The 25,191-nt window shown below is 71.2% G+C and carries 22 protein-coding genes and 1 tRNA gene; 16 read left to right on the forward strand and 7 right to left on the reverse strand.

Translation table 11 applies throughout. The features are described 5' to 3' along the window. Positions 1-303 precede the first annotated feature (303 nt). A complete protein-coding gene (gene murA, locus ACFVDP_RS18320; protein WP_383490586.1) occupies positions 304-1,650 on the reverse strand; it encodes a UDP-N-acetylglucosamine 1-carboxyvinyltransferase in 1,347 nt (448 codons plus the stop codon). Positions 1,651-1,903: 253 nt separating this feature from the next. Here murA and ACFVDP_RS18325 point away from each other — a divergent pair, with 253 nt between their 5' ends. The 11 genes from ACFVDP_RS18325 to ACFVDP_RS18375 all read left to right on the forward strand — a co-directional run bounded on the left by ACFVDP_RS18325 (position 1,904) and on the right by ACFVDP_RS18375 (position 13,552). After that, entirely contained in the window at positions 1,904-2,473 is a 570-nt protein-coding gene (locus ACFVDP_RS18325) for a YqgE/AlgH family protein (protein WP_383490588.1), read from the forward strand. Between the two features lie 52 nt (positions 2,474-2,525). Then, positions 2,526-2,819 (forward strand): DUF3039 domain-containing protein, encoded by a 294-nt coding sequence (locus tag ACFVDP_RS18330; protein ID WP_383490590.1) that lies wholly within the window; start codon positions 2,526-2,528, stop codon positions 2,817-2,819. 187 nt (positions 2,820-3,006) lie between these two features. Continuing rightward, positions 3,007-4,308 (forward strand): extracellular solute-binding protein, encoded by a 1,302-nt coding sequence (locus tag ACFVDP_RS18335; RefSeq protein ID WP_383490592.1) that lies wholly within the window; start codon positions 3,007-3,009, stop codon positions 4,306-4,308. Beyond that, positions 4,305-5,198 (forward strand): carbohydrate ABC transporter permease, encoded by an 894-nt coding sequence (locus ACFVDP_RS18340; RefSeq protein WP_383490594.1) that lies wholly within the window; start codon positions 4,305-4,307, stop codon positions 5,196-5,198. Before ACFVDP_RS18335 ends, ACFVDP_RS18340 begins: the two co-directional genes overlap by 4 nt. Further along, positions 5,195-6,025 (forward strand): carbohydrate ABC transporter permease, encoded by an 831-nt coding sequence (locus ACFVDP_RS18345; RefSeq protein ID WP_383490596.1) that lies wholly within the window; start codon positions 5,195-5,197, stop codon positions 6,023-6,025. Before ACFVDP_RS18340 ends, ACFVDP_RS18345 begins: the two co-directional genes overlap by 4 nt. Positions 6,026-6,030: 5 nt before the next feature. After that, the gene (locus ACFVDP_RS18350; protein ID WP_383490598.1) at positions 6,031-7,644 is read left to right on the forward strand and encodes a beta-N-acetylhexosaminidase; all 1,614 of its coding nucleotides are present in this window, start codon (positions 6,031-6,033) and stop codon (positions 7,642-7,644) included. Positions 7,645-7,969: 325 nt separating this feature from the next. Further along, positions 7,970-8,866 carry an FAD binding domain-containing protein gene (locus tag ACFVDP_RS18355; protein ID WP_383490600.1) on the forward strand — a complete coding sequence of 299 codons (897 nt, stop codon included), beginning with the start codon at positions 7,970-7,972 and terminating at the stop codon, positions 8,864-8,866. Beyond that, positions 8,863-10,470: a 2Fe-2S iron-sulfur cluster-binding protein gene (locus ACFVDP_RS18360; protein ID WP_383490602.1), complete on the forward strand. Its 1,608-nt coding sequence runs from the start codon at positions 8,863-8,865 to the stop codon at positions 10,468-10,470. Before ACFVDP_RS18355 ends, ACFVDP_RS18360 begins: the two co-directional genes overlap by 4 nt. Next, on the forward strand, positions 10,467-12,794 hold the full coding sequence (locus tag ACFVDP_RS18365) for a xanthine dehydrogenase family protein molybdopterin-binding subunit (protein WP_383490604.1): 2,328 nt from the start codon (positions 10,467-10,469) through the stop codon (positions 12,792-12,794). The genes ACFVDP_RS18360 and ACFVDP_RS18365 overlap by 4 nt, the downstream gene beginning before the upstream one ends. A 14-nt stretch (positions 12,795-12,808) precedes the next feature. After that, positions 12,809-13,351, forward strand: coding sequence for an AAA family ATPase (locus ACFVDP_RS18370; RefSeq protein WP_383490606.1), 543 nt, complete (start codon positions 12,809-12,811; stop codon positions 13,349-13,351). Positions 13,352-13,393: 42 nt separating this feature from the next. Further along, positions 13,394-13,552 (forward strand): hypothetical protein, encoded by a 159-nt coding sequence (locus ACFVDP_RS18375; protein ID WP_383490608.1) that lies wholly within the window; start codon positions 13,394-13,396, stop codon positions 13,550-13,552. A gap of 44 nt (positions 13,553-13,596) precedes the next feature. Here the strand turns inward: ACFVDP_RS18375 and ACFVDP_RS18380 are convergent. Then, positions 13,597-13,671, reverse strand: a tRNA-Cys gene (locus ACFVDP_RS18380). 322 nt (positions 13,672-13,993) lie between these two features. Between ACFVDP_RS18380 and ACFVDP_RS18385 the strand changes: the two genes are divergently transcribed. The 4 genes from ACFVDP_RS18385 to ACFVDP_RS18400 all read left to right on the forward strand — a co-directional run bounded on the left by ACFVDP_RS18385 (position 13,994) and on the right by ACFVDP_RS18400 (position 19,473). Beyond that, entirely contained in the window at positions 13,994-15,442 is a 1,449-nt protein-coding gene (locus ACFVDP_RS18385) for an MFS transporter (protein WP_383490610.1), read from the forward strand. A gap of 152 nt (positions 15,443-15,594) precedes the next feature. After that, positions 15,595-17,415 (forward strand): DEAD/DEAH box helicase, encoded by a 1,821-nt coding sequence (locus ACFVDP_RS18390; protein WP_383490612.1) that lies wholly within the window; start codon positions 15,595-15,597, stop codon positions 17,413-17,415. A 368-nt stretch (positions 17,416-17,783) separates the two neighbouring features. Beyond that, positions 17,784-18,425 (forward strand): IclR family transcriptional regulator, encoded by a 642-nt coding sequence (locus ACFVDP_RS18395; RefSeq protein ID WP_383490613.1) that lies wholly within the window; start codon positions 17,784-17,786, stop codon positions 18,423-18,425. Positions 18,426-18,681: 256 nt separating this feature from the next. Next, entirely contained in the window at positions 18,682-19,473 is a 792-nt protein-coding gene (locus tag ACFVDP_RS18400; protein ID WP_383490615.1) for a S16 family serine protease, read from the forward strand. Here ACFVDP_RS18400 and ACFVDP_RS18405 read toward each other — a convergent pair. The 5 genes from ACFVDP_RS18405 to ACFVDP_RS18425 all read right to left on the reverse strand — a co-directional run bounded on the left by ACFVDP_RS18405 (position 19,470) and on the right by ACFVDP_RS18425 (position 23,795). Continuing rightward, complete coding sequence (locus tag ACFVDP_RS18405) at positions 19,470-20,447, reverse strand: glycine betaine ABC transporter substrate-binding protein (protein ID WP_383490617.1); 978 nt, start codon at positions 20,445-20,447, stop codon at positions 19,470-19,472. The genes ACFVDP_RS18400 and ACFVDP_RS18405 overlap by 4 nt on opposite strands. Beyond that, positions 20,444-21,256 carry an ABC transporter permease gene (locus tag ACFVDP_RS18410; protein ID WP_383490949.1) on the reverse strand — a complete coding sequence of 271 codons (813 nt, stop codon included), beginning with the start codon at positions 21,254-21,256 and terminating at the stop codon, positions 20,444-20,446. Before ACFVDP_RS18410 ends, ACFVDP_RS18405 begins: the two co-directional genes overlap by 4 nt. An 83-nt stretch (positions 21,257-21,339) precedes the next feature. Continuing rightward, positions 21,340-22,626, reverse strand: a complete 1,287-nt coding sequence (locus ACFVDP_RS18415; protein ID WP_383490619.1) for a betaine/proline/choline family ABC transporter ATP-binding protein — start codon at positions 22,624-22,626, stop codon at positions 21,340-21,342. Then, positions 22,619-23,266, reverse strand: a complete 648-nt coding sequence (locus ACFVDP_RS18420; RefSeq protein ID WP_383490621.1) for an ABC transporter permease — start codon at positions 23,264-23,266, stop codon at positions 22,619-22,621. The genes ACFVDP_RS18415 and ACFVDP_RS18420 overlap by 8 nt, the downstream gene beginning before the upstream one ends. 58 nt (positions 23,267-23,324) lie before the next feature. Beyond that, positions 23,325-23,795, reverse strand: coding sequence for an Lrp/AsnC family transcriptional regulator (locus ACFVDP_RS18425; RefSeq protein WP_383490951.1), 471 nt, complete (start codon positions 23,793-23,795; stop codon positions 23,325-23,327). Positions 23,796-23,917: 122 nt separating this feature from the next. Here ACFVDP_RS18425 and hppD point away from each other — a divergent pair, with 122 nt between their 5' ends. After that, positions 23,918-25,063 (forward strand): 4-hydroxyphenylpyruvate dioxygenase, encoded by a 1,146-nt coding sequence (gene hppD / locus ACFVDP_RS18430; protein ID WP_383490623.1) that lies wholly within the window; start codon positions 23,918-23,920, stop codon positions 25,061-25,063. The last annotated feature ends 128 nt before the right edge of the window (positions 25,064-25,191 follow it).

Consider the following 25,191-nt stretch of genomic DNA (forward strand, 5'->3'; position numbering starts at 1 on the left):
GGGGTGGGGGGGGGGCGAGAGGGAGGGGGAGAGGCGGGGGGGGAGGGGGGTTGGGGGTATGGAGAGCGGGATGGAGCCTTCACCGTACCCCCCCCCCCGCCGGCGTTTTGGGGCCGTCTGCCGGGTGGGGGAAGGCGCCCGAAGCGCATGCCTTCAGGGGCGCGGGGAACTGCGCGAGGAGCCCCACCGGGCCGCAGACGGCCGCGAGAGCCCTCGGGGCAGCCCGGTGGCCGGGAAAGGCCGGGAAACGACGATGGGGGCCGCCCGGGAAGTCCCGGGCGGCCCCCATCCACGTACAGGCGGCTAGCCCAGCGCCTTGCCGGGGAGCTCGACCTTGGCGCCGAGTTCCACGAGCTTCTCCATGAAGTTCTCGTATCCCCGGTTGATCAGATCGATGCCGTGCACCCGCGACGTGCCCTGCGCGGCCAGCGCCGCGATCAGGTACGAGAAGCCACCGCGCAGGTCGGGGATGACCAGGTCGGCGCCCTCCAGCTTGGTGGGCCCGGAGACGACGGCGGAGTGCAGGAAGTTGCGCTGGCCGAAGCGGCAGTCGGAGCCGCCCAGGCACTCGCGGTAGAGCTGGATGTGCGCGCCCATCTGGTTGAGCGCGGAGGTGAAGCCGAGCCGCGACTCGTAGACCGTCTCGTGGACGATGGACAGGCCCGTGGCCTGCGTGAGCGCGACGACGAGCGGCTGCTGCCAGTCGGTCTGGAAGCCGGGGTGGACGTCCGTCTCCAGGGCGATGGACTTCAGCTGGCCGCCGGGGTGCCAGAAGCGGATGCCCGCGTCGTCGATCTCGAAGGCGCCGCCGACCTTCCGGTACGTGTTGAGGAACGTCATCATCGAGCGCTGCTGGGCGCCGCGGACGTAGATGTCGCCCTCGGTGGCGAGCGCCGCGGAGGCCCAGGAGGCGGCTTCCAGGCGGTCGGAGAGCGCGCGGTGCGTGTAGCCGCCGAGCGTGTCGACACCGGTGATGCGGATGGTGCGGTCGGTGTCCATCGCGATGATCGCGCCCATTTTCTGCAGAACGCAGATCAGGTCCTCGATCTCCGGCTCCACCGCGGCGTTGGAGAGCTCCGTGACGCCCTCGGCGAGGACGGCCGTGAGCAGGACCTGCTCGGTGGCGCCCACGGAGGGGTAGGGGAGGCGGATCTTGGTGCCGCGCAGCCGCTGCGGGGCCTCCAGGTACTGGCCGTCCGCCCGCTTCTCGATCGTCGCGCCGAACTGGCGCAGCACCTCGAAGTGGAAGTCGATCGGCCGGCCGCCGATGTCGCAGCCGCCCAGGCCCGGGATGAACGCGTGGCCGAGACGGTGCAGCAGCGGGCCGCAGAGGAGGATCGGGATGCGCGAGGAGCCCGCGTGCGCGTCGATGTCGGCGACATTCGCCGACTCCACGTGCGAGGGGTCCATCACCAGCTCGCCCGGCTCCTCACCGGGGCGGACCGTCACGCCGTGCAGCTGCAGCAGTCCGCGTACGACCCGGACGTCGCGGATGTCGGGGACATTGCGCAGCCGGCTCGGAGCGCTGCCGAGCAGCGCCGCGACCATGGCCTTGGGCACGAGGTTCTTCGCGCCGCGGACACGGATCTCGCCCTCCAGCGGGGTTCCGCCGTGGACAAGCAGTACGTCGTCAATGCCGGTGACGGTCATGAATCTCGCGTTCCGATGAGGGTGGGCAGGGGACCAAGGGACAAGGGTAAGGGCCGCCTCCCCCTGTTCCGTAAGCCCGCGGTCGGCCTGAAGCGTCATGACTTCGCTACAACACGAACCGCTCTGAAACGGACACAAGGGGTGACGGTCCTGTCCGGTGCGCCCCTTCCGCTTCCATGCGCGCCGACCTGCATGCATACGGGAGTTGCGCACGGCTCCCCGTACGGCACGAAGATGCGGGATCATGTCTGGCATGACCGAGGTGTCCTCGCTCACAGGGCGACTGCTCGTGGCCACACCCGCCCTCGCGGACCCGAATTTCGACCGGGCGGTCGTGCTGCTTCTCGACCACGACGAGAAGGGCTCGCTCGGCGTCGTCCTCAACCGGCCCACCCCGGTGGACGTCGGCGACATCCTGGAGGGCTGGGGCGAACTGGCCGGTGAGCCGGGCGTCGTCTTCCAGGGCGGACCGGTCTCCCTCGACTCGGCGCTCGGCGTCGCGGTGATCCCCGGCGGCGCCTCGGCGAGCGGGCCGCTCGGCTGGCGCCGGGTGCACGGCGCGATCGGCCTCGTCGACCTGGAGACGCCGCCTGAGCTGCTGGCCGCGGCACTCGGCTCGCTGCGGATCTTCGCCGGGTACTCGGGGTGGGGCCCGGGCCAGTTGCAGAACGAGCTGTCCGAGGGCGCCTGGTACGTCGTCGAGTCGGAGCCGGGGGACGTCTCCGCCACCCGGCCCGAGGGACTGTGGCGCGCGGTGCTGCGCCGCCAGCGCAGCGAGCTGGCGATGGTGGCGACCTATCCGGACGATCCCTCGCTCAACTAAGCGCACCGACGACTCTTCGCCCTGGGGGCGGGCTTAAGTACCCTTGGCGGTTATGAGCACTCTTGAGCCCGAGCGCGGGACAGGTACGGGGACCCTCGTAGAGCCGACACCGCAGACGTCGCACGGTGACGGCGATCACGAGCGCTTCGCCCACTATGTCCAGAAGGACAAGATCATGGCGAGCGCGCTGGACGGTACGCCTGTCGTGGCGCTCTGCGGCAAGGTGTGGGTTCCGGGCCGTGACCCGAAGAAGTATCCCGTCTGTCCCATGTGCAAGGAGATCTACGAGTCCATGGGCTCGGGCGGCGACAACGACAAGGGCAAGGACGGCGGCGGCAAGAAGTAGCCCCTCCCTCCCGGCCGACGAGGCCCCCGGTGTGCGGTGACGCACGCCGGGGGCCTTCGTGTTGTCCGTGAACCGTGTTGCCCGCAAACCATTGCGCTCAATGGTCCAGTCCTTCTAGCCTCCGTCGTGTTGTGCACAGCGAAAGAACCATTGCGTATGTTGCAACGACACTTCGGAGGCGTTTCCGTTGAAGCCCCTTGCCCGAACTGCCCTTCCGCTCACCGCACTCGTGCTCGCCGCCACCGCCGCGTGCGCCCCCGGCACGTCCGGCGGCAGCGACTCCGCGAAGGACGACAAGAGCGGCACGCTGCGCGTCTGGCTCTTCCAGGAGGTCAACAACGGCCCCAAGAAGAAGGTCATGGACACGGCCGTCGCCGCCTTCGAGAAGGCGCACGACGGCGCGCAGGTGAAGATCGAGTACATACCCGTCGAGACCCGCGCCGAGAAGATCAAGGCCGCCTTCAACGACCCGAAGAGCGCCCCCGACGTCATCGAGTACGGCAACACCGACACCGCCGGGTACGTGAAGGACGGCGGACTCGCCGACGTGACCGAGGAGTTCGGCGCCTGGGACGAGGCCGCCGACACCGACCCGACCGCCAAGGAGTCGGTGACCGTCGACGGGAAGATCTACGGCGCCCCCTACTTCGTCGGCGTACGGGCCCTCTACTACCGGACCGACGTCTTCAAGGACCTCGGGATCGACGTCCCCAGGACACAGGCCGAACTCGCCGCCACCGCCAAGAAGATCCACAAGGCGAAGCCGGAGCTGTACGGGCTCGCGGTCGGCGGCGCGTACACCTACGGCGCGATGCCCTTCATCTGGGCGAACGGCGGCGAACTCGCCGACAAGAAGGGTGACTCGTACACCTCGGCGATCGACAGCCCCGCCGCCCAGAAGGGCATCAAGGCCTACACCTCGCTCTTCGGCGACGCGAACTGTCCCGCCGCCAAGTGCGCCGCGATGGGCGGCAACGACACCGTCACCGCCTTCGCAACCGGCAAGTCCGCCATGGCCATCGGCGGCGACTTCAGCCACCAGGCCATGGAGGACGGCGCGGTGAAGGGCAAGTACGCGGTCGTGCCGCTGCCCGGCGTCAAGGAGGGCGACATCGCGCCCGCCTTCGCCGGCGGCAACAACATCGGCGTCCTGAAGAGCACCTCGCACCGCACGCTCGCCGTCGACCTGATGAAGCAGCTCGCCGGCAAGGACGCCCAGCGCGGCCTCTTCTCCGGCATGGGCTTCCTGCCGACCTACACCGACGTGCGCCAGGACGTCGCCAAGGAGGAGCCGTTCGTCGCGCCCTTCGTGAAGACCCTCGGCTCCGGCGCCAAGTTCGTGCCCGCCTCGCCCGCCTGGGCGCAGATCGACGCCTCCCAGGTGCTGCCCACCATGTTCCAGGAGATCGTCAGCGGCCGTAAGAACGTCGGGGCGGCCTCCGGCGACGCCGCGAAGAAGATGGACCAGGCGTTCGGAGCCGCCGGGTGAGTTCCGTGCACGCGCGGGGCGGGAGATGGGCGCCCTGGCTCTATCTCGCCCCCGCGCTCGTCCTGCTGGGCGGCCTGCTCGTCTACCCGATCTACCAGCTCGGCCTGATCTCGTTCCTGGAGTACACCCAGGCCCAGGTCAGCGGCGGCGCCCCGACCACCTTCCGGGGGCTGGGCAACTACCAGGAGCTGTTCGCCGACAGCCAGTTCTGGCAGGTGCTGCTCGCCACCGTGCTGTTCGCCGCCGCCTGCGTCGTCTCCACGCTCCTGGTGGGCTGCGCGCTGGCCGTGCTGCTCACCCGGGTGCGGGCGGTGCCCCGGCTCGCGCTGATGCTGGCCGCGCTCGGCGCCTGGGCCACCCCGGCGATCACCGGCTCCACCGTCTGGATGTTCCTCTTCGACGCCGACTTCGGCCCGGTGAACAAGGTCCTCGGACTCGGCGACTTCTCGTGGACGTACGGCCGCTACAGCGCCTTCGCGCTGGTCCTGCTCGAAGTGGTCTGGTGCTCCTTCCCGTTCGTGATGGTCACCGTCTACGCGGGCATCCGCGCCATCCCGGGCGAGGTCCTGGAGGCCGCCTCCCTGGACGGGGCCTCCCAGTGGCGGACCTGGCGTTCGGTCACCGCGCCGATGCTCCGCCCGATCCTCGTCGTCGTCACCATCCAGTCGGTCATCTGGGACTTCAAGGTCTTCACCCAGATCTACGTGATGACGGGCGGCGGCGGCATCGCCGGACAGAACCTCGTCCTCAACGTGTACGCGTATCAGAAGGCGTTCGCCGGCAGCGAGTACAGCCTCGGCTCGGCCATCGGCGTCGTGATGCTCGTCATCCTGCTCGTGGTCACGCTCGTCTATCTGCGGCTGATGCGCAGGGAGGGCAGGGAACTGTGAGAATCCAACGGCCCTGGCGGCTCGCCGCCGAGGCGTCCGCGCTGCTGATCGCGGTCGTCGTCGCCTTTCCCCTCTATTGGATGGTGCTCAGCGCCCTCAAACCGGCCGGGGAGATCGAATCGACCGAGCCGCGCCCCTGGACCCTCGATCCGTCGCTCGACTCGTTCCGCCGCGTGTTCCAACAGCAGGAATTCGGCCGTTACTTCCTCAACAGTCTGATCGTGGCGGGGACGGTCGTGATCGTCTCGGCGCTCGTCGCGTTTCTCGCGGCGACGGCGGTGACGCGCTTTCGATTCCGGTTCCGCACGACACTGCTCATCATGTTCCTCGTCGCGCAGATGGTGCCGGTCGAGGCCCTGACCATTCCGCTGTTCTTCCTCATGCGGGACTTCGGGCAGCTCAACACGCTCGGCTCGCTGATCCTGCCGCACCTCGCGTTCTCGCTGCCGTTCGCGATCTGGATGCTGCGCGGATTCGTGAAAGCCGTGCCCGAAGCACTGGAGGAGGCCGCCTACCTGGACGGCGCCAGCCGCTCCCGGTTCCTGTGGCAGATCCTCTTTCCGCTGGTCTTCCCCGGCCTTGTGGCGACGAGCGTCTTCTCCTTCATCTCCACCTGGAACGACTTCCTGTTCGCGAAGTCGTTCATCATCAGCGACACCTCCCAGTCGACGCTTCCGATGGCCCTGCTCGTCTTCTTCAAACCGGACGAGAACGACTGGGGCGGAATCATGGCAGCGTCGACCGTGATGACCATTCCGGTACTGGTCTTCTTCGTACTCGTACAGCGGCGCCTGGTGTCCGGGCTCGGCGGCGCGGTTAAGGACTGAGCTTCATGGATCTGATTCCGGCCCCCCGATCGGTCGCCGGTTACGGCGACCAGTACCTCGCCGTCGGCGACGGCACCGGGATCGCCGCCGGGGCGGGCACCGAGGACACCGCCCGCTGGCTGCGCGCCACGGTCGGCGCCGCGACCGGCCTCCCGCTGCCGCCCAAGGACGCGGGCGACGGGGACCTCATCCGGCTGTCCGTCGACGGCGAACTCCCCACGGAGGGCTACCGGCTCTCCGTCACCCCGCGCGGGGTCGACCTGCGGGGCGGCTCGCCCGCCGGGGTGTTCTGGGGCGCCCAGACGCTGCGTCAGCTCCTCGGCGCGGACGCCTTCCGGCGCGCACCGCTGCCCGGCCGCGTCTGGCGGCTGCCGCTGACCGACATCGAGGACGCGCCGCGCTTCGGCTGGCGCGGCGCGATGCTCGACGTCGCCCGGCACTTCATGCCCAAGGACGGCGTACTGCGCTTCCTCGACCTGCTGGCCGCGCACAAGCTCAACGTCTTCCACTTCCACCTCAGCGACGACCAGGGCTGGCGCGTCGAGATCAAGCGCCACCCCAAGCTCACCGAGGACGGCTCCTGGCGGACCCGGACCAAGTACGGCCACCGCGCCTCGGAGCTGTGGGAGGACAAGCCGCACGGCGGGTTCTACACGCAGGACGACATCCGCGAGATCGTCGCCTACGCCCACGCCCGGCACATCGCCGTCGTGCCCGAGATCGACATCCCGGGCCACTCGCAGGCCGCCATCCACGCCTACCCGGAGCTGGGCAACTCCGACGTGGTCGACACGGCGGCCCTGCCCGTCTGGGACACCTGGGGCGTCAACCCGAACGTCCTCGCCCCGACCGAGACCGTCCTGCGCTTCTACGAGGGCGTCTTCGAGGAGCTCCTGGAGCTGTTCCCCTCCACCTTCATCCACGTCGGCGGGGACGAGTGCCCCAAGGACCAGTGGAAGGCCTCGCCCACCGCCCAGGCCCGGATCGCCGAACTCGGCCTGAAGGACGAGGACGAGCTCCAGTCCTGGTTCATCCGGCACTTCGACACCTGGCTGAGCGAGCGCGGGCGCCGGCTCGTCGGCTGGGACGAGATCCTCGAAGGCGGGCTCGCGCCCGGCGCGACCGTCTCCTCGTGGCGCGGCTACGAGGGCGGGATCACCGCCGCACGCGCGGGCCACGACGTCGTCATGTGCCCGCTCCAGCAGGTGTACCTGGACTACCGGCAGGCCGACGGCGCCGACGAACCCGTCCCCATCGGGTACGTCCGCACCCTGGAGGACGTCTACCGCTTCGAGCCGGTTCCGCCGCAGCTCACCGAGGACGAGGCCCGCCATGTCCTGGGCACCCAGGCCAACCTGTGGACCGAGGTGATGGAGGACGCCCGGCGCGTCGACTACCAGGCCTTCCCGCGGCTGTCCGCCTTCAGCGAGGTGGCCTGGAGCGAACTGCCCGAGCCCGACGAGCGCGACTACGCGGACTTCGAGCGCCGGATGACCGCCCACTACCGGCGACTTGACGCCCTCGGCGTCGACTACCGGCGCCCGGACGGCCCGTTGCCGTGGCAGCAGCGCCCCGGCGTCCTCGGCCGGCCGCTCGAAGGCGCGCCGCCGAACGTGTGAGCAGAGCCCCGTCGCGGTGGGCCCGCCCGGGTCCACCGCGACGGGTCCTTCACGCCCTCCCATACATCACCGAAGAGGGCCAATTCGTGCGCACGGGCGATGCCCTGTCATTTCGGTCATCTCCCAGGTGGAAGGGGCGAATGCCTCCTACCGGACCCCCTCTCCGGGCTCCCGGGAAGATGTGCCAGAGTTGCCACGTCCGGCCTGTCAGCACGTACCGTACGGCGGAACAGGCGTAACGGCGGGAACGGCGGTCGCACGCGGACCACGCGGGGACCGGCGGACCGCCGGGCGCGCGGCCGGACATCGGGAAGGGGCAGCCGGTTTGACCACGCACGCACCGCAGGCGACACAGGCCGCGGTACTTCCGGGTTCGCTCGACGAGGCGGTCGCGGCGCTCGCCGCGATGCCCGCAGCCGTGCCCGTGGCCGGCGGCACCGACCTCATGGCCCAGGTCAACGCGGGTCAACTCCGTCCCGCCGCCCTGGTCGGCCTCGGCCGGATCAGCGAGATCCGCGGCTGGCAGTACCAGGACGGACACGCGCTGCTCGGCGCCGGTCTGACCCACGCCCGCATGGGCCGCCCCGACTTCGCCGCGCTCATCCCGGCCCTCGCCGCGTCCGCCCGCGCCGCGGGCCCGCCGCAGATCCGCAACGCGGGCACGCTCGGCGGCAACATCGCCTCGGCCGCCCCGACCAACGACGCACTGCCCGTACTGGCCGCCCTGGAAGCCACATTGATCATCGCGGGGCCCGGCGGCGCGCGCCGCGAGGTCCCCGTCTCGCATCTGCTCGCGGGCATGGAGATGCTGCGGCCCGGCGAGCTGATCGGCTTCGTGCGGGTGCCGCTGCTGCACGCCCCGCAGGTCTTCCTCAAGGCGACCGGGCGGACCGGCCCCGGGCGGGCGACCGCCTCCGTCGCGCTCGTCCTCGACCCGGCCCGGCGCGGAGTGCGCTGCGCGGTCGGCGCCATCGCGCCGATGCCGCTGCGCCCGCTGGAGGCCGAGCAGTGGGTGGCCTCGCTCATCGACTGGGACGGCGAGCGCGGCGCGCTCGTGCCGGAGGCGATCCAGGCGTTCGGCGAGTACGTCGCCGCGGCCTGCATCCCGGACCCGGCCCCCGCTCCGGACGGCACGCAGGAGACGCTGCCGGCCGGAGTACTGCATCTGCGGCGCACCGTCGCCGCGCTGGCCCGACGTGCACTTGGGAGGGCGCTGTCGTGACGAACGACTACCCGGGACGCGACCGCCACGACCAGGGCGACGGCTGGCAGCCGCTGCCGCAGGGCGAGTACGACTCCGATGCCACGGCCTTCGTCCAGCTGCCGCCCGACGGCTTCCCGGACGCGCCGCTGGCCGCGCCGGGCCACGGGTACGTGCCGCCGCAGATAACGGTGAGCCCGGCCACCGGCGCCGCCGCCACCGACCCGGCGGCGACCGGGGTGTGGGTGCTGCCGCCGGACCTGACCGGCGCCGTCCCCCAGCAGTCCGCACAGCAGCCCGCGCAGCCCGCCGAGGCCCATGACGTCAGCTGGCCCGAGGCGGGCCAGGGACCGTACGAGCAGGGGCCGTACGGGCAGGAGTCGTACGAGCAGGACCCGTACGGGCAGCAGCCGTACGGGAACGTCGGCGCCGAGGCCGCGCAGGGGCAGACCGGCCAGTGGTCGATCCCCGTCGCCGACGGTGAACTCCCGGACGAGTCGGGCGAGTTCACGGCGTCCGCGCTGGCCGCCCAGTGGGGTGACCGGATGCCGCCCGCGACGCTGCCGGGCGGCGCGCCCGCGCCGTGGGCGACGCAGGAGTGGATGCGGGAGCCCGCCCCGGCGCAGGCCCCGGAACCGCTGCCCGAGCCCGACCCGATGCCCGCCCCCGAACCCGTCCGGCAGGCCGAGCCGCAGGCGCCGGAGCAGGAGGTGTCCGCGCGGGCCTGGGCCCAGGAGGCGCAGGCCCCCGCACCGGACGCGCCCGCCCCCGTACCGGACGCCGTCGACCTCGTACCGGAAGCGGTCGGCCTCGCACCGGAAGCGCCCGCCGAGGAGCCGGAGCCCGAGTCCGAGCCGGCCGTCGACGAGCAGCCTGTGCCCGACGAGCAGCCCGATGAGCAGGCCGCCCCCGCCGCCGAAGAGGCCGAGCCCGCCGATCAGCCCGACGGGACGGCGGAGGCCGACCCGCCCGAGCAGACCGCCGAGCCGGAGCCGGTGGACGAGCCCGGACAGCCTGCCACCGCCACCACCCCCCTCCACGACGACCACCCCCTCGCCAGCTACGTCCTGCGGGTCAACGGCGCCGACCGCCCCGTCACGGACGCCTGGATCGGCGAGTCGCTCCTGTACGTACTGCGCGAGCGCCTCGGCCTTGCGGGAGCCAAGGACGGCTGCTCGCAGGGCGAGTGCGGCGCGTGCAACGTGCAGGTGGACGGCCGGCTCGTCGCCTCCTGCCTGGTCCCGGCGGCGACCGCGGCGGGCAGCGAGGTCCGCACCGTCGAGGGCCTCGCCGAGGACGGACAGCCCTCCGACGTGCAGCGCGCGCTGGCCGCGTGCGGCGCCGTCCAGTGCGGGTTCTGCGTCCCCGGCATGGCGATGACGGTGCACGACCTGCTGGAGGGCAATCCGGACCCCACCGATCTGGAGACCCGCAAGGCGCTGTGCGGCAACCTGTGCCGCTGCTCCGGCTATCGCGGCGTCCTGGACGCGGTGCGCGAGGTGGCCGAGGAGCGCAAGGCGTCCGCCCGCTCGGCGGCCGCCGAGCAGGAGGACGACGAGCCCCGCATCCCGCGCCAGGCGGGACCGGCCGGCGATGACCTGTTCCAGGACGGAGGCCAGGCGTGACGAACGAGACGACCGAGGCCCCTGCGGGCGTGTCCCCCGAAGCGGAGGGGATCCCGCACGGCCTGGGCACCACACTGCCCTCGGCGGAGGCCGGAGCCAAGGCGGAGGGCACCTTCCCCTACGCCGCCGACCTGTGGGCCGAGGGGCTCCTGTGGGCGGCGATCCTGCGTTCTCCGCACGCGCACGCGCGCGTGGTCTCCATCGACACCGCACAGGCGCGCGAGATGCCCGGGGTGCGCGCGGTCGTCACGCACGAGGACGTGCCCGGCGGCCCGCCCGCGGGACACCGCACCCAGGACCGTCCGGTCTTCGCCTCCGACGTCGTACGCCATCACGGCGAGGCGCTCGCGGCGGTGGCTGCCGACCATCCGGACACCGCCCGGATGGCCGCTGCGGCGATCATCGTCGAGTACGAGATCCTCGACCCGGTCACGGACCCCGAGCAGTCCTTCGCCGCCGAACCGCTGCACCCCGACGGCAATCTGGTCCGGCACATCCCGCTGAGCCACGGCGACACCGAGGTGCAGGGCGAGGTGATCGTCGAGGGGCTGTACCGCATCGGCCGCCAGGACCCGGCGCCCATCGGCGCCGAGGCCGGGCTCGCCGTGCCGCGTCCCGACGGCGGCGTGGAGCTGTACATCGCGTCGAACGACCCGCACGGCGACCGCGACGCGGCGGCGGCCCGCTACGGCCTGGAGCCGGAGCGCGTGAAGGTCGTCGTCACCGGGGTCCCCGGCGCGACCGGCGACCGCGAGGACCCGAGCTTCCATCTGCCGCTGGGCCTGCTGGCCCTCCAGACCGGCTGCCCGGTCAAGCTGACGGCGACCCGCGAGGAGTCCTTCCTCGGCCACCCGCACCGCCACCCGACACTGCTGAGATACCGTCACCACGCCGACGCCGAGGGCAAGTTGGTGAAGGTGGAGGCACAGATCCTGCTCGACGCGGGCGCGTACGCGGACACGTCGTCGGACGCCCTCGCGGCGGCCGTCGCCTTCGCCTGCGGCCCGTACGTCGTGCCGCACGCCTCGATCGAGGGCTGGGCGGTGCGCACCAACAACCCGCCGTCCGGGCACGTCCGGGGCGAGGGCGCGATGCAGGTCTGCGCGGCGTACGAGGCGCAGATGGACAAGCTGGCGAAGAAGGTCGGCGTCGACCCGGCCGAGCTGCGCATGCGCAACGTCCTCGCGACCGGTGACGTGCTGCCCACCGGCCAGACGGTGACCTGCCCGGCGCCGGTCGCCGAACTCCTGGACGCGGTACGGGAGTTCCCGCTGCCGCCGCTTCCCAAGGACACCCCGGAGGAGGACTGGCTGCTGCCCGGCGGCCCCGAGGGCGCGGGCGAGCCCGGCGCGGTCCGGCGCGGGGTCGGCTACGGCATCGGCATGGTGCACATGCTCGGCGCCGAGGGCGCCGACGAGGTCTCCACGGCCACGGTCAAGGTCCACGACGGCGTCGCCACGGTCATCTGCGCGGCCGTCGAGACCGGTCAGGGCTTCTCGACGCTGGCCCGCCAGATCGTCCAGGACACCCTCGGCATCGACGAGGTCCACATCGCCCCGGTCGACACCGACCAGCCGCCGGCCGGCCCCGGCTGCCGGGGCCGCCACACGTGGGTCTCGGGCGGCGCGGTGGAACGCGCGGCGAAGATGGTCCGCACCCAGCTCCTCCAGCCCCTGGCCCACAAGTTCGGCATGTCCACGGAGCTGCTCCAGATCGCCGACGGCAAGATCACCTCGTACGACGGGGTGCTGTCCACCACGGTCGAAGAGGCCATGGACGGCAAGGAGTTGTGGGCGACGGCCCAGTGCCGCCCGCATCCGACGGAGCCGCTCGACGCGCAGGGCCAGGGCGACGCCTTCGTCGGTCTCGCCTTCTGCGCGATCCGCGCGGTCGTGGACGTCGACATCGAGATCGGCTCGGTCCGGGTCGTCGAACTCGCGGTGGCCCAGGACGTCGGCCGCATCCTCAACCCCGGCCAGCTCGCCGCCCGCATCGAGGCGGGCGTCACCCAGGGAGTGGGCGCGGCCCTCACCGAGAACCTGCGCACCCCCAAGGGCATCGTGCGCCGCCCCGACCTGACGGGCTACGCCCTGCCCACGTCGCTGGACGCCCCGGACATCCGCATCGTGAAGCTCGTGGAGGAGCGCGACGTGGTGGCCCCCTTCGGCGCCAAGGCGGCCAGCGCGGCCCCGGTCGTCACGTCCCCGGCAGCGGTGGCCGCGGCGGTCCGAGCGGCAACGGGCCGCCCGGTCAACCGCCTCCCGATCCGCCCCCAGGCGGCGGTGGTGACCCCGGAACCGGCGCCGGTCATGGAGCCCCAGTAGCCCGCCAGGTCCCGATGACCCACTCCCTCGACTCCGCCGTCGTGCTCGTCACCGGTGTCATGGCCGCAGGCAAGTCCACCGTCGCGCAGGCCCTCGCCGAGCGGCTGCCGCGCGCCGCGCATGTGCGCGGCGATATGTTCCGGCGGATGGTCGTCTCTGGGCGGGTCGACTACGAGCCCGGTGCGGGGCAGGAGGCCGAGGCTCAACTCCGACTCCGCCACCGGCAGTCGGCGATGGCCGCTGAGGCGTACGCGCGGGCAGGGTTCACGGCAGTCGTTCAGGACGTCGTGCTCGGCGAGTGGCTCCGGGAGTACGTCGACGGGATCGGCGTACGGCCGTTGTACGTGGTCGTGCTGGCGCCGCGCGCGGATGTCGTCGCGGAGCGGGAGACCGGGCGGGACAAGCGCGGATACGGGGAGTGGGGCGTCGAGGGGCTCGACCGCGTGCTGCGCGAGGAGACGCCGCGGATCGGCCTGTGGCTCGACACGTCCGGGTTGTCCGTCTCCGAGAGCGTCGACGCGGTGCTGGCGCGGCTGGACCGGGCGGCGGTCCGCTGACCCGCTCGCCGGGCGGTCCGGGCGGAGTTCTACGGTGGAGGCATGCCCCTTGAGCCTGCTTCGCGAGAGCCCGGTCCGGAGCAGCCCCGGGCCTACGAGCCCGCCCCTTCCGCCGGGAAGCTGTTCCTCTTCGTGCTCGCGTTCGTCGTCTTCGCGGTGATCGTCGTCGGCGGGGGCGTGGTGCTCGTCGCGGGCGGCTGAACACGAAGGAACCCCCGGCGCTCTTCGCGCACCGGGGGCTCCAGTGGAGGCCGTAACCGGAATCGAACCGGTGTGCTTCGCTTTGCAGGCGAATCCCTAAGCCACTCGGGCATACGGCCATGTTGAGTTGTGCGTCGCGCGGCAAGGCCGTAACCGGGATCGAACCGGTGTGCTTCCCCGCGGGCGGAGCCCGCTGATGGATGCAGCGCAGGCGAATCCCTAAGCCACTCGGGCATACGGCCAAGCTCTTGCTGTTGTTGTTCTCGACCGTAGGCCGTGCCCCTGCCCGCCTCAAGGGTTCCGCGCCGCCCGCAACGGGACTGCCACACGCCGTTCATGAACGTGCGGGCCGCGGGGCTCGGGGACGTACGACCAAGGGACCAGGGGAAGCCCGACTCCGGACAGGGGCCACTCCCGGTTTTGGCCCTTACGCTGAGCGGCATGAGCGCCCTCGACGACGCCGGCACCGCCGCCCCGGCCACTGAAACCGCCCCCGCCCCGGCTCCCGACGGAGGCGTCCTGGGGCGCGGGTACCGGGCGCTGAGCATCGGCATCGTCACCGTCGTCCTGCTCATCGCCTTCGAGGCGACCGCCGTGGGCACCGCGATGCCGGTCGCCGCGCGGGACCTGGACGGGGTGTCCCTGTACGCGTTCGCGTTCTCCGGCTACTTCACCACCAGCCTCTTCGGCATGGTGCTCGCCGGACAGTGGGCCGACCGGCGCGGCCCGCTCGGGCCGGTGACCGCCGGGATCGGGACCTTCGCCGCCGGGCTCGTGCTGGCCGGGACCGCGGGGAGCATGTGGCTGTTCGTGGCGGGGCGGGCCGTGCAGGGGCTCGGCGGGGGACTGGTCATCGTCGCGCTGTACGTCGTCGTCAGCCGGGCCTACCCGGAGCGGCTGCGGCCCGCGATCATGGCGGCGTTCGCGGCGAGCTGGGTCGTGCCGTCGGTCGTCGGACCGCTGGCCGCCGGCGCCGTCACCGAACATCTCGGCTGGCGCTGGGTGTTCCTCGGCATCCCCGCGCTCGTCCTGCTGCCGCTCGCGCTCGCCCTGCCGCAGATCGGGCGGCGTGCCGCCGGTGCGCCGGCCGGAGCCGTGCCCGCGGCCCTCGACCGGCGGCGGATCCGGCTCGCGTTCGGGATCTCGCTGGGCGCCGGGCTGCTCCAGTACGCGGCCCAGGACCTGCGCCTCCTCTCCCTCCTGCCGGGCCTCGCCGGAGCCGCGCTGCTCGTACCGTCCGTGCTCGGCCTGCTGCCCCGCGGTACCTACCGGGCCGTGCGCGGGCTGCCCTCGGTGGTGCTGCTGCGCGGGATCGCGGCGGGCTCGTTCATCGCGGCCGAGTCGTTCGTGCCGCTGATGCTGGTCACCCAGCGGGGCGTGTCGCCGACGATGGCCGGGTTCTCGCTCGCCGCGGGCGGTGCCACCTGGGCGCTGGGCTCGTGGCTCCAGTCGCGGCCCCGCCTGGAGCCCTACCGCGAGCGGCTGGTCGCCGGCGGCATGGTGCTCGTCGCCGCCGCCATCACCACCGCGCCCAGCGTGCTGCTCGCGTCGGTGCCGGTCTGGACCGTCGCCGTGGCCTGGGGCTTCGGGTGCCTGGGCATGGGCCTGGTGATCTCCTCGACCAGCGTGCTGCTCCTCAAGCTGTCGGCGCCCGAGGAGGCCGGCGCGAACTCCGCGGCCCTTCAGATCTCCGACGGCCTCTCGAACGCCGTACTGCTCGCCGCCGGCGGCGCCGCCTTCGCCGCGCTCGGCGGGGGAGCGGTCGGCCACGGCGCCACGCAGGGCGCGACCGGTTCGCACCCGGCCGCCTTCCTCGCCGTGTTCCTGCCGATGGCCGTCGTCGCCCTCGCCGGGGCGTGGGTGGGCACGCGGCTGCACGCCCGCCCGTGACGGCCTCCTGACTACCGGTGAAATGCGGGGAGTTGATCTGTGACACACATCCCACCCGGCACCCGCCCGGCCTCGTGATGCGGAAACGTCAACCTCGCCACCGGTAGGGTGGACCGGTTGTCATACGCCCCCGATCTGCCGAGCCGGAGACCGTGACCACCGCCAACGACGCCAGTACCGCACAGACCGCCGCCCCGACCCCGTCCAGCCACCTCTCGCCCGCCTTCCCCGGCCGCGCCCCCTGGGGCACGGCCAACAAGCTGCGTGCCTGGCAGCAGGGGGCGATGGAGCGGTACCTCCAGGAGCAGCCCCGCGACTTCCTCGCGGTCGCCACCCCGGGCGCCGGAAAGACCACCTTCGCGCTCACCCTCGCCTCTTGGCTGCTGCACCACCACGTCGTGCAGCAGGTGACCGTGGTCGCGCCGACCGAGCACCTGAAGAAGCAGTGGGCCGAGGCGGCCGCGCGCGTCGGCATCAAGCTGGACCCGGAGTACAGCGCGGGCCCGCTCAGCAAGGAGTACGACGGCGTCGCCATCACGTACGCGGGTGTCGGCGTGCGCCCGATGCTGCACCGCAACCGCAGCGAGCAGCGCAAGACCCTCGTGATCCTCGACGAGATCCACCACGCCGGTGACTCCAAGTCGTGGGGCGAGGCGTGCCTGGAGGCCTTCGAGCCCGCCACCCGGCGCCTGGCGCTGACCGGTACGCCGTTCCGGTCCGACACCAACCCGATCCCCTTCGTCCAGTACGAGGAGGGCAACGACGGCATCCGCCGCTCCTCGGCCGACTACACCTACGGCTACGGCAGCGCGCTCGCCGACGGCGTCGTCCGGCCGGTGATATTCCTCAGCTACAGCGGCCAGATGCGCTGGCGCACCAAGGCCGGTGACGAGATCGCCGCCCGCCTCGGCGAGCCGATGACGAAGGACGCCGTCAGCCAGGCGTGGCGCACCGCCCTCGACCCGCGCGGCGAGTGGATGCCGAGCGTGCTGCGCGCCGCCGACGCCCGCCTCACCGAGGTCCGCAAGGGCATCCCGGACGCGGGCGCCCTCGTCATCGCCTCCGACCAGGAGCAGGCCCGCGCCTACGCCAAGCTGATCCGCGAGATCACCGGCAGCAAGGCGACGCTCGTCCTGTCCGACGACACCGGCGCCTCGAAGCGGATCGACGACTTCGCCGCGAGCGAGGACCGCTGGATGGTCGCCGTCCGCATGGTGTCCGAGGGCGTCGACGTCCCGCGCCTCGCGGTCGGCGTGTACGCGACGACGATCTCGACCCCGCTGTTCTTCGCGCAGGCCGTCGGCCGTTTCGTGCGGTCACGGCGGCGCGGCGAGACCGCCTCCGTCTTCCTGCCGACCGTCCCCGACCTGCTCGGCCACGCCAACGAGATGGAGGTCGAGCGCGACCACGTGCTCGACAAGCCGAAGAAGGAGGGGGAGGAGGACCCCTACGCCGAGTCCGAGAAGGAGATGGACGAGGCGAACAAGCAGGAGGACGAGGACACCGGCGAGCAGGAGCAGTTCTCCTTCGAGGCCCTGGAGTCCGAGGCCGTCTTCGACCGGGTCCTCTACGACGGCGCCGAATTCGGCATGCAGGCCCACCCCGGCAGCGAGGAGGAGCAGGACTACCTCGGCATCCCGGGCCTGCTCGAACCCGACCAGGTGCAGCTGCTCCTCCAGAAGCGGCAGGCCCGGCAGATCGCGCACAGCAAGAAGAAGCCCGACACCGAGGCCGACCTCCTCGAATTGCCGGCCGAGCGGCGGCCCGTCGTCTCCCACAAGGAGATGATGGAGCTGCGCAAGAAGCTCAACACGATCGTCGGCGCGTACGTGCATCAGAGCGGCAAGCCGCACGGTGTCATCCACACCGAGCTGCGCCGGGTCTGCGGCGGCCCGCCGAGCGCCGAGGCCACCGCCGGACAGCTGCGCCAGCGCATCACCAAGGTCCAGGAGTGGGCGACCCGGATGTCGTGAGCCCGGGGCGGGGCGAGGTGGGCCGGGTCCGGGCGAAGTGAACACAAGGTGAAGTGAACCCGGGCGGCAAGTGCGGGCAATTGCCCGCAAGTCCGGCTTCCGGTTGCCCGGATTCTGGACGGAGTCTTCCGCTCAGCGGGACGACCTCGCTAGATTCCGGGCAACACACACGCCCCGTGGCAGCGCCGCCGCGGAGCGCAGCCGGTACGCACGGAATTGTGGAACGTACGCAGAAGTGGTCGCATGCAGCCGTATGCAGCCCAGCGCCTGATATCCGACCGGCGGCCTCTGACGCGCGTCGCCACGGGACCGGCGGCGCGACCGCCGCACAGGGACCGCCGACCCTCACCACCAAAGGAGTGGGCGTCGTGACCGCGGAGACCTCCCAGACGCTCGACCGGGGACTGCGCGTCCTCAAACTGCTCGCCGACACCGACCACGGGCTGACCGTGACCGAGCTCTCCAACAAGCTCGGCGTCAACCGCACGGTCGTCTACCGCCTGCTCGCCACGCTCGAGCAGCACGCTCTCGTCCGCCGTGACCTGGGCGGCCGCGCCCGGGTCGGGCTCGGCGTCCTGCGCCTGGGCCGGCAGGTCCATCCGCTGGTGCGCGAGGCCGCGCTGCCCGCCCTGCGCTCGCTGGCCGAGGACATCGGGGCGACGGCCCATCTGACGCTGGTCGACGGCTCGGAGGCCCTCGCGGTCGCCGTCGTCGAGCCGACCTGGACCGACTATCACGTGGCGTACCGGACCGGTTTCCGCCATCCGCTCGACCGGGGCGCCGCCGGTCGCGCCATTCTCGGGGCCCGGCAGGGGGTGCTGCCCGAGACCGGGTACACCCTCACCCACGGTGAGCTGGAGGCCGGGGCCAGTGGCGCCGCCGCGCCCCTGCTCGGGGTGAGCGGGGTCGAGGGGAGCGTCGGGGTCGTCATGCTGGCCGATGCCGTGCCGGAGCGGGTCGGGCCGCGTGTCCTGGACGCCGCCCGCGAAGTTTCCGACGCCCTGCGCTGACGAGGCTGTCGGTCGGGTGCGGCTTTCGTCGTGGCTGGTCGCGCAGTTCCCCGCGCCCCTGAGGGCGAGCTTCGCTCGCTTCAGGGGCGCGGGGAACTGCGCGGGAAGAGGCCACCGGCCGTCCGCCGAACGACGACCCAGGGGCGCGGGGAACTGCGAGACCAGCCCCCACCGGGCCGCGGACGGGGACCGGTGTGACCGGTTACCACCGGAGCCGTGGGCGCAGCCCCATAGGGGGCCACGTTAGATTGGCCCCGTGCTCAATCGCCTCAGCCGCCCCAAGGCCCTAGCCCTCTGCGCGCTCCCGGTGATCGCGCTGCTCGCGATCACAGCCCTGGCCCCGCTGCCGTTCTCGGTGGCCCAGCCGGGCCCCACGACGAACGTGCTGGGGACGTCGGACGGCAAACCCGTCATCGAGATCTCCGGCGCCGACACCCGCGACACCAGCGGCAAGCTCCGTGCGGTGACGATCCTGGCGACCGGGCCCGACGCCTCGATCCACCTCTCCGACGTGATCGACAGCTGGTTCCGGGACGACCGCGCGGTCATGCCCCGCGACGCCGTGTACCCGGCGGGCGACTCCACCAAGGAGATCGAGAAGCACAACCAGGACGAGATGAAGGGCTCGCAGGACGCCGCCACCGAGGCCGCGCTGGCCTACCTCGGCGACGCGAGCAAGGACGTGAAGGTCACTCTCCAGCTCGGCGACGTCGGCGGCCCCAGCGCGGGCCTGCTGTTCTCGCTGGGCATCGTCGACATGCTCGACGGCGACGGCAGCGGCGGCGACCTGACCGGCGGGAAGTCCATCGCGGGCACCGGCACCATCGACGCGAACGGCAAGGTCGGCGCCGTCGGCGGAGTCTCGATGAAGGTGCAGGCCGCCGACCGCGACGGCGCCACCGTCTTCCTCGTACCGAAGGCGGAGTGCTCGGACGCGAAGGCGTCGGCGCCGAAGTCGATGCGGCTGGTCCCGGTGACCACGCTCAAGGGCGCGGTCACCGCGCTGACCAGCATGGAGAAGGGCAGCGGCAGCGTGCCGAGCTGCTAGCCGTCGCCCTCCTTCACGAAGCCCTCCTTCACCATCCAGTCCAGGGCCACCTGGTGCGGGTCCTCGCCGTCCACGTCGACCTTGGCGTTGAGGTCCTGGGCGACGGGATTGGTCAGCTTCTTCGAGATCGGGTCGAGGATCTCGGCCATCTTCGGGTACTTCTCGTACGCCTTGGAGTTGACCTCCGGAGCCGCGTTGTAGTTCGGGAAGAAGTGCTTGTCGTCCTCCATGACCTGGAGGTTCATCGACCGGATGCGCCCGTCGGTGGTGTACACCTCGCCGAAGGTGCAACTGCCCTTCTTCACCTGCGTGTAGATGATGCCGCTGTCCATCTGCGTGATGTTCGACGCGGGGATGCTCATCCCGTACGCCTTCTCCATGCCCCGCAGACCGTCGGCCCGGTTGGCGAACTCGCTCTCCACGCAGACCGTGACGGCCTTCGGGTCCGACTTCGCGAGCGCGGCGACCTCGGACAGGCTCTTCGTGCCGTACTTCTTGAAGTTGGCCGCGTTCATGGCGAGCGCGTAGGTGTTGTTCAGCGGGGCCGGCGGCAGCCACGTGATGCCGTTCTTGGCGTCCGCGTCCTTGACGGCCTGCCACTGCTTCTGCGGGTCGGCGATCGGATCGGAGTTGCCGAGGTACGTGATCCAGGCCGTGCCCGTGTACTCGTACATGGCATCCGCGTCACCGGACTTGATGGCCTCGCGGGCACCGACCGAGCCCTGGATGCCGGTGCGGTCGATGACGTCGGCGCCGGCCGCCTGGAAGGCGATGCCCATGATCGCGCCGAGGACCAGCTGTTCGGTGAACTCCTTGGACGTGACGACGAGGTTCGCGCCCTTGAGCGGCTCGCCCGCGCCGATGGAGCCGGGGGAGACGTCGTCGACCATCGGACTGCCGCTGGTCAGCCCGCACCCGGCGAGCAGGGCGAGTCCGGCGGTCGCGGCCAGGGTCACGCGTACGCGGTGCTTCATGTTCGCGCCTCCAGTCCGCGCGGGCTGAGCAGCACCTCGGCCAGCGACGCCAGCCAGTCCACCAGCAGGGCGAGCGCGATCGTCAGGATGGAGCCGAGCAGCAGGATCGGCATACGCTGATTGGTGATGCCGGCCTGGATGAGCGTGCCGAGCCCGCCACCGCCGCCGAACACCGCGAGGGTGGCCGTACCGACGTTGAGGACGAGCGCGGTGCGCACACCGGCCAGGATCAGCGGCACCGCCAGCGGCAGTTCCACCCTGGCCAGCACCATCGCCGGCGACATGCCGATGCCGCGCGCCGCCTCCATGAGGGTCGGGTCGTTGGCCTTCAGGCCCGCGATCGTGTTGGAGAGCACCGGCAGGATCGCGTAGATGATGATGCCGATCAGTGCCGAGCGCTGGCCGGTGCCGAGCCAGATCACCAGCAGCGCCAGCAGACCGATCGCGGGGGTCGCCTGTCCCATGTTGGCCAGGGCGAGCGCGAACGGCGTCGCCTTGCGGAACATCTTGCGGGTCAGCAGGATCCCCAGCGGGATCGCGATGATCAGCACGAAGAACGTGGAGATGACGGTCAGCTGGATGTGCTGCTTGAAGTCCTTCCAGACCTGGCCGTCGGAGAGCGCGTTCTTCGAGATGGTGTCGAGGTCGGCGTTGCGGAACCACAGCCAGGTGATCAGCAGCACCACCGCGATCAGCACGGGCAGGAACGTCAGCTTCTGCCAGGTGAGGCGGCGCGGCTCCTTCGGCGCGGGCGGTGTCGCCTCCCGCTCGGCCGCGTCCTCTCCGTCGTCGCGGAACGCGAGGCCCATCACCTCGTGCTCGCCGTCGGGCCTGGCCCCCTTCGGGGGCGCGCCCTTGCGATGCCTGCCGGGCTGTTGACTGGACGGACCACTCACGCCTGAGCCTCCCCGTCCGGGGCGCTGACGCCCTCCTGCTCCGCCTGGGTCTGCTGGGCGCGGACGTTCTCCAGCTCGTGCTGGCTCTCGATGGCCTCCAGGCGGTCGGCCTCGAGGAGTTCGTGCACGGAGTTCATGAGCGTCTCCATGTCGACGACGCCCTCGTACTCGCCGCGCCGCCCGGTGACCGCGACCCGGCCCGCGTTGTCGGTGAGGACCGCCTCCAGCGCGTCGCGCAGCGTCGCGTCGTACGTCACCGTGTCGTGGACCAGGGTGCCCGCGCGGGCCAGCGAGCCCTTGGCCCGCATCAGGTCGCCGCGCCGCAGCCACTTGTAGGGGCGGCCGCGCCGGTCGAGCAGCAGCAGTTCGTTGGTGCCCGCCGCGCGCAGCTTGTTGAAGATGTCCTGGAGCGGGTCGTCGACGCTCACCGTCGGATAGTCGGTGACCTCCACGTCGCGTACGCGGCTGAGGTTGAGCCGCTTCAGCGCCGCGCCCGCGCCGACGAACCCGGAGACGAAGTCGTCGGCCGGGTTGGTGAGGATCGCCTCCGGGGTGTCGAACTGGGCGATGTGCGAGTGCTCGCGCAGCACCACGATCCGGTCCCCGAGCTTGATCGCCTCGTCGAAGTCGTGGGTGACGAACACGATCGTCTTGTGCAGCTCGTGCTGGAGCCGGATCAGCTCGTCCTGGAGGTGGTCGCGGGTGATCGGGTCGACGGCGCCGAACGGCTCGTCCATCAGCAGCACCGGCGGGTCGGCGGCGAGCGCCCGGGCCACGCCCACGCGCTGCTGCTGACCGCCGGAGAGCTGGCGCGGATAGCGGCCCTGGAACTCGCCCGCGTCGAGCCCGACGAGGTCGAGCATCTCCTCCACGCGCGCCTTCACCTTCGACTTCGACCAGCCGATCATCTTCGGCACGAGGGCGATGTTCTGGGCGACGGTCATGTGCGGGAAGAGCCCGGAGGACTGGATCGCGTAGCCGACCTTGCGGCGCAGCTTCACCGGGTCCATGTCGGTGACGTCCTCGCCGCCGATCCGGATCCGGCCGCTCGTCGGCTCGATCAGCCGGTTGATCATCTTCAGGGTGGTGGACTTACCGCACCCCGAGGGGCCGACGAAGATGATGAGCTCGCCCGCCTTGATCTCCATGTTGACGCTGTCGACGGCCGGGTTCGGATTGCCCGGATAGATCTTGGACAGGTTCTCCAGCTCGATGCTGGCACCGGAGGCCTTCGGCACCGCGGACAGCTCGGTGGCGGTCGCGGCCGGCTGGTTCTCAGACACGGATCCCCCTCGGGATGGTCAGCCGCCCGATCAGGACGTACACGGCGTCGAAGAGCAGGGCGAGGATGATGATGCCGAGGGTCCCGGCGAGTACCTGGTTCAGTGCGTTCTTGCTGCCCAGCGAGGCGATCCCGCGGAAGATCTCGTTGCCGAGACCCGGTCCGGAGGCGTAGGCGGCGATCGCGGCGATGCCCATCAGCATCTGGGTGGAGACCCGGATCCCGGTCAGGATCGGCGGCCACGCCAGCGGCAGCTCCACCCGTACGAGGCGGGCCAGCCGGGACATCCCGATGCCCTTGGCGGCGTCGATCAGCGCCGGGTCGACACCGCGCAGGCCCACGATCGCGTTGCGCACGATCGGCAGCAGGCCGTACAGGGTCAGCGCGATGACGGTCGGCGCCACACCGATGCCGACGACCGGGATGAGCAGACCGAGCAGGGCCAGCGAGGGGATGGTCAGGATGGTGGAGGTCGCCGAGGTGGCGAGGTTGCCCGCCCAGTCGCTGCGGTACGTGATCACGCCGATCAGCGCGCCGATCACGGTCGCCAGCAGCATGCACTGGAAGACCTCGCTGGCGTGCTGGTACGCGTCGAACAGCAGCTGCTGGTGATGGCTGCCGAGATAGTCCCAGAAGTTCATCGCGCCTCGCGCCGGGCGCTGTTCGTACAGCCGTCGGGAATCTCCCGACGGCCCCACGTCAGGAGTCGCCCGACGCCTGCTCCACCAGCGGGATCACGCGCAGTGGAACGGGGTTCTCCATGACGATCGCGGTGGAAGCCCGGACAATGCCATCAAAACCGACAACCAGGTCGATCACCCGCTGAAGATCCGCGTTGGAGCGGGCCACGAGCCGGCACAGCATGTCGCCGCTGCCCGTCGTCGTGTGCAGCTCCAGCACCTCCGGAACGGTGTCCAAGTGGGCCCTGACGTCGGCTCCTTGCCCCTGCCGGATCTGCAGCGTGGCGAACGCGGTGACCGGGTAACCGAGCGCCGCCGGGTCCACCTGCGGACCGAACCCGCGGATGACTCCGTTCGAGGTAAGCCGGTCCAGTCGCGCCTGCACGGTGCCGCGCGCCACCCCGAGCCGCCGGGACATCTCCAGCACCCCGATCCGCGGCTCCCGCGCGAGCAGCACAATGATCCGGCCGTCCAGATGATCGATCGCCATGCCCGCCTCCACAGTGGTCACCCTGTACACAAAGCCCGCCGATACCGGCCGGTCGCTGGTCGGATTGTCCAGCGAATACGCAAACTATTGCGCACCTTGTGGAACGGCGGGAGCCTCCAGACATGACTGAGACAGCAGCTCACACTCCCAGCACCGCGCGCGAGGCCGACCCCTTCCCGGTGAAGGGAATGGACGCGGTCGTCTTCGCCGTCGGCAATGCCAAGCAGGCCGCGCACTACTACTCCACCGCCTTCGGCATGAAGCTCGTCGCCTACTCCGGACCGGAGAACGGCAGCCGCGAGACGGCGTCCTACGTCCTGACCAACGGCTCCGCCCGCTTCGTCCTCACCTCCGTCATCAAGGCCACCACCGACTGGGGCCACTTCCTGGAGGACCACGTCGCGGCGCACGGCGACGGCGTCGTCGACCTCGCCATCGAGGTGCCGGACGCGCGCGCCGCGTACGCGTACGCCGTCGAGCACGGCGCCCGCGGCATCGTCGAGCCGTACGAGTCGAAGGACGAGCACGGCACCGTCGTCCGGGCCGCCATCGCCACGTACGGCAAGACCCGCCACACCCTGGTCGAGCGCACCGGCTACGACGGCCCGTACCTGCCCGGCTTCCAGGCCGCAGCGCCGATCGTCGAGCCGCCCGCCAAGCGCACCTTCCAGGCCATCGACCACTGCGTCGGCAACGTCGAACTCGGCCGGATGAACGAGTGGGTGGCGTTCTACAACAAGGTCATGGGCTTCACGAACATGAAGGAGTTCGTGGGCGACGACATCGCGACCGAGTACTCGGCGCTGATGTCGAAGGTGGTGGCCGACGGGACCCTGAAGGTGAAGTTCCCGATCAACGAGCCCGCCATCGCCAAGAAGAAGTCCCAGATCGACGAGTACCTGGAGTTCTACGGCGACGCCGGCGTCCAGCACCTCGCGCTCGCCACGAACGACATCGTCGCCTCGGTACGCGCCATGCGCGCCGCCGGCGTCCAGTTCCTCGACACCCCCGACTCGTACTACGACACCCTCGGGGAGTGGGCGGGCGAGACCCGCGTCCCCGTCGAGACGCTGCGCGAGCTGAAGATCCTCGTCGACCGCGACGAGGACGGCTACCTCCTCCAGATCTTCACCAAGCCGGTCCAGGACAAGCCGACCGTCTTCTTCGAGATGATCGAACGCCACGGCTCGATGGGCTTCGGCAAGGGCAACTTCAAGGCCCTCTTCGAAGCGATCGAGCGGGAACAGGAGAAGCGCGGCAATCTCTGACCCGGTGTCTTGAGCGCGGGGCGACTGCGGCATGTCGGTCGGCTGACGGCCGGTGGCCGCTTCTCGCGCAGTTCCCCCCCCCCCCCCAACCAAACGCGCCCCCCCCCAAAAACAAAGAAACACACCAA

The organism is Streptomyces sp. NPDC057694 (assembly GCF_042799415.1).
GTDB lineage: Bacteria > Actinomycetota > Actinomycetes > Streptomycetales > Streptomycetaceae > Streptomyces.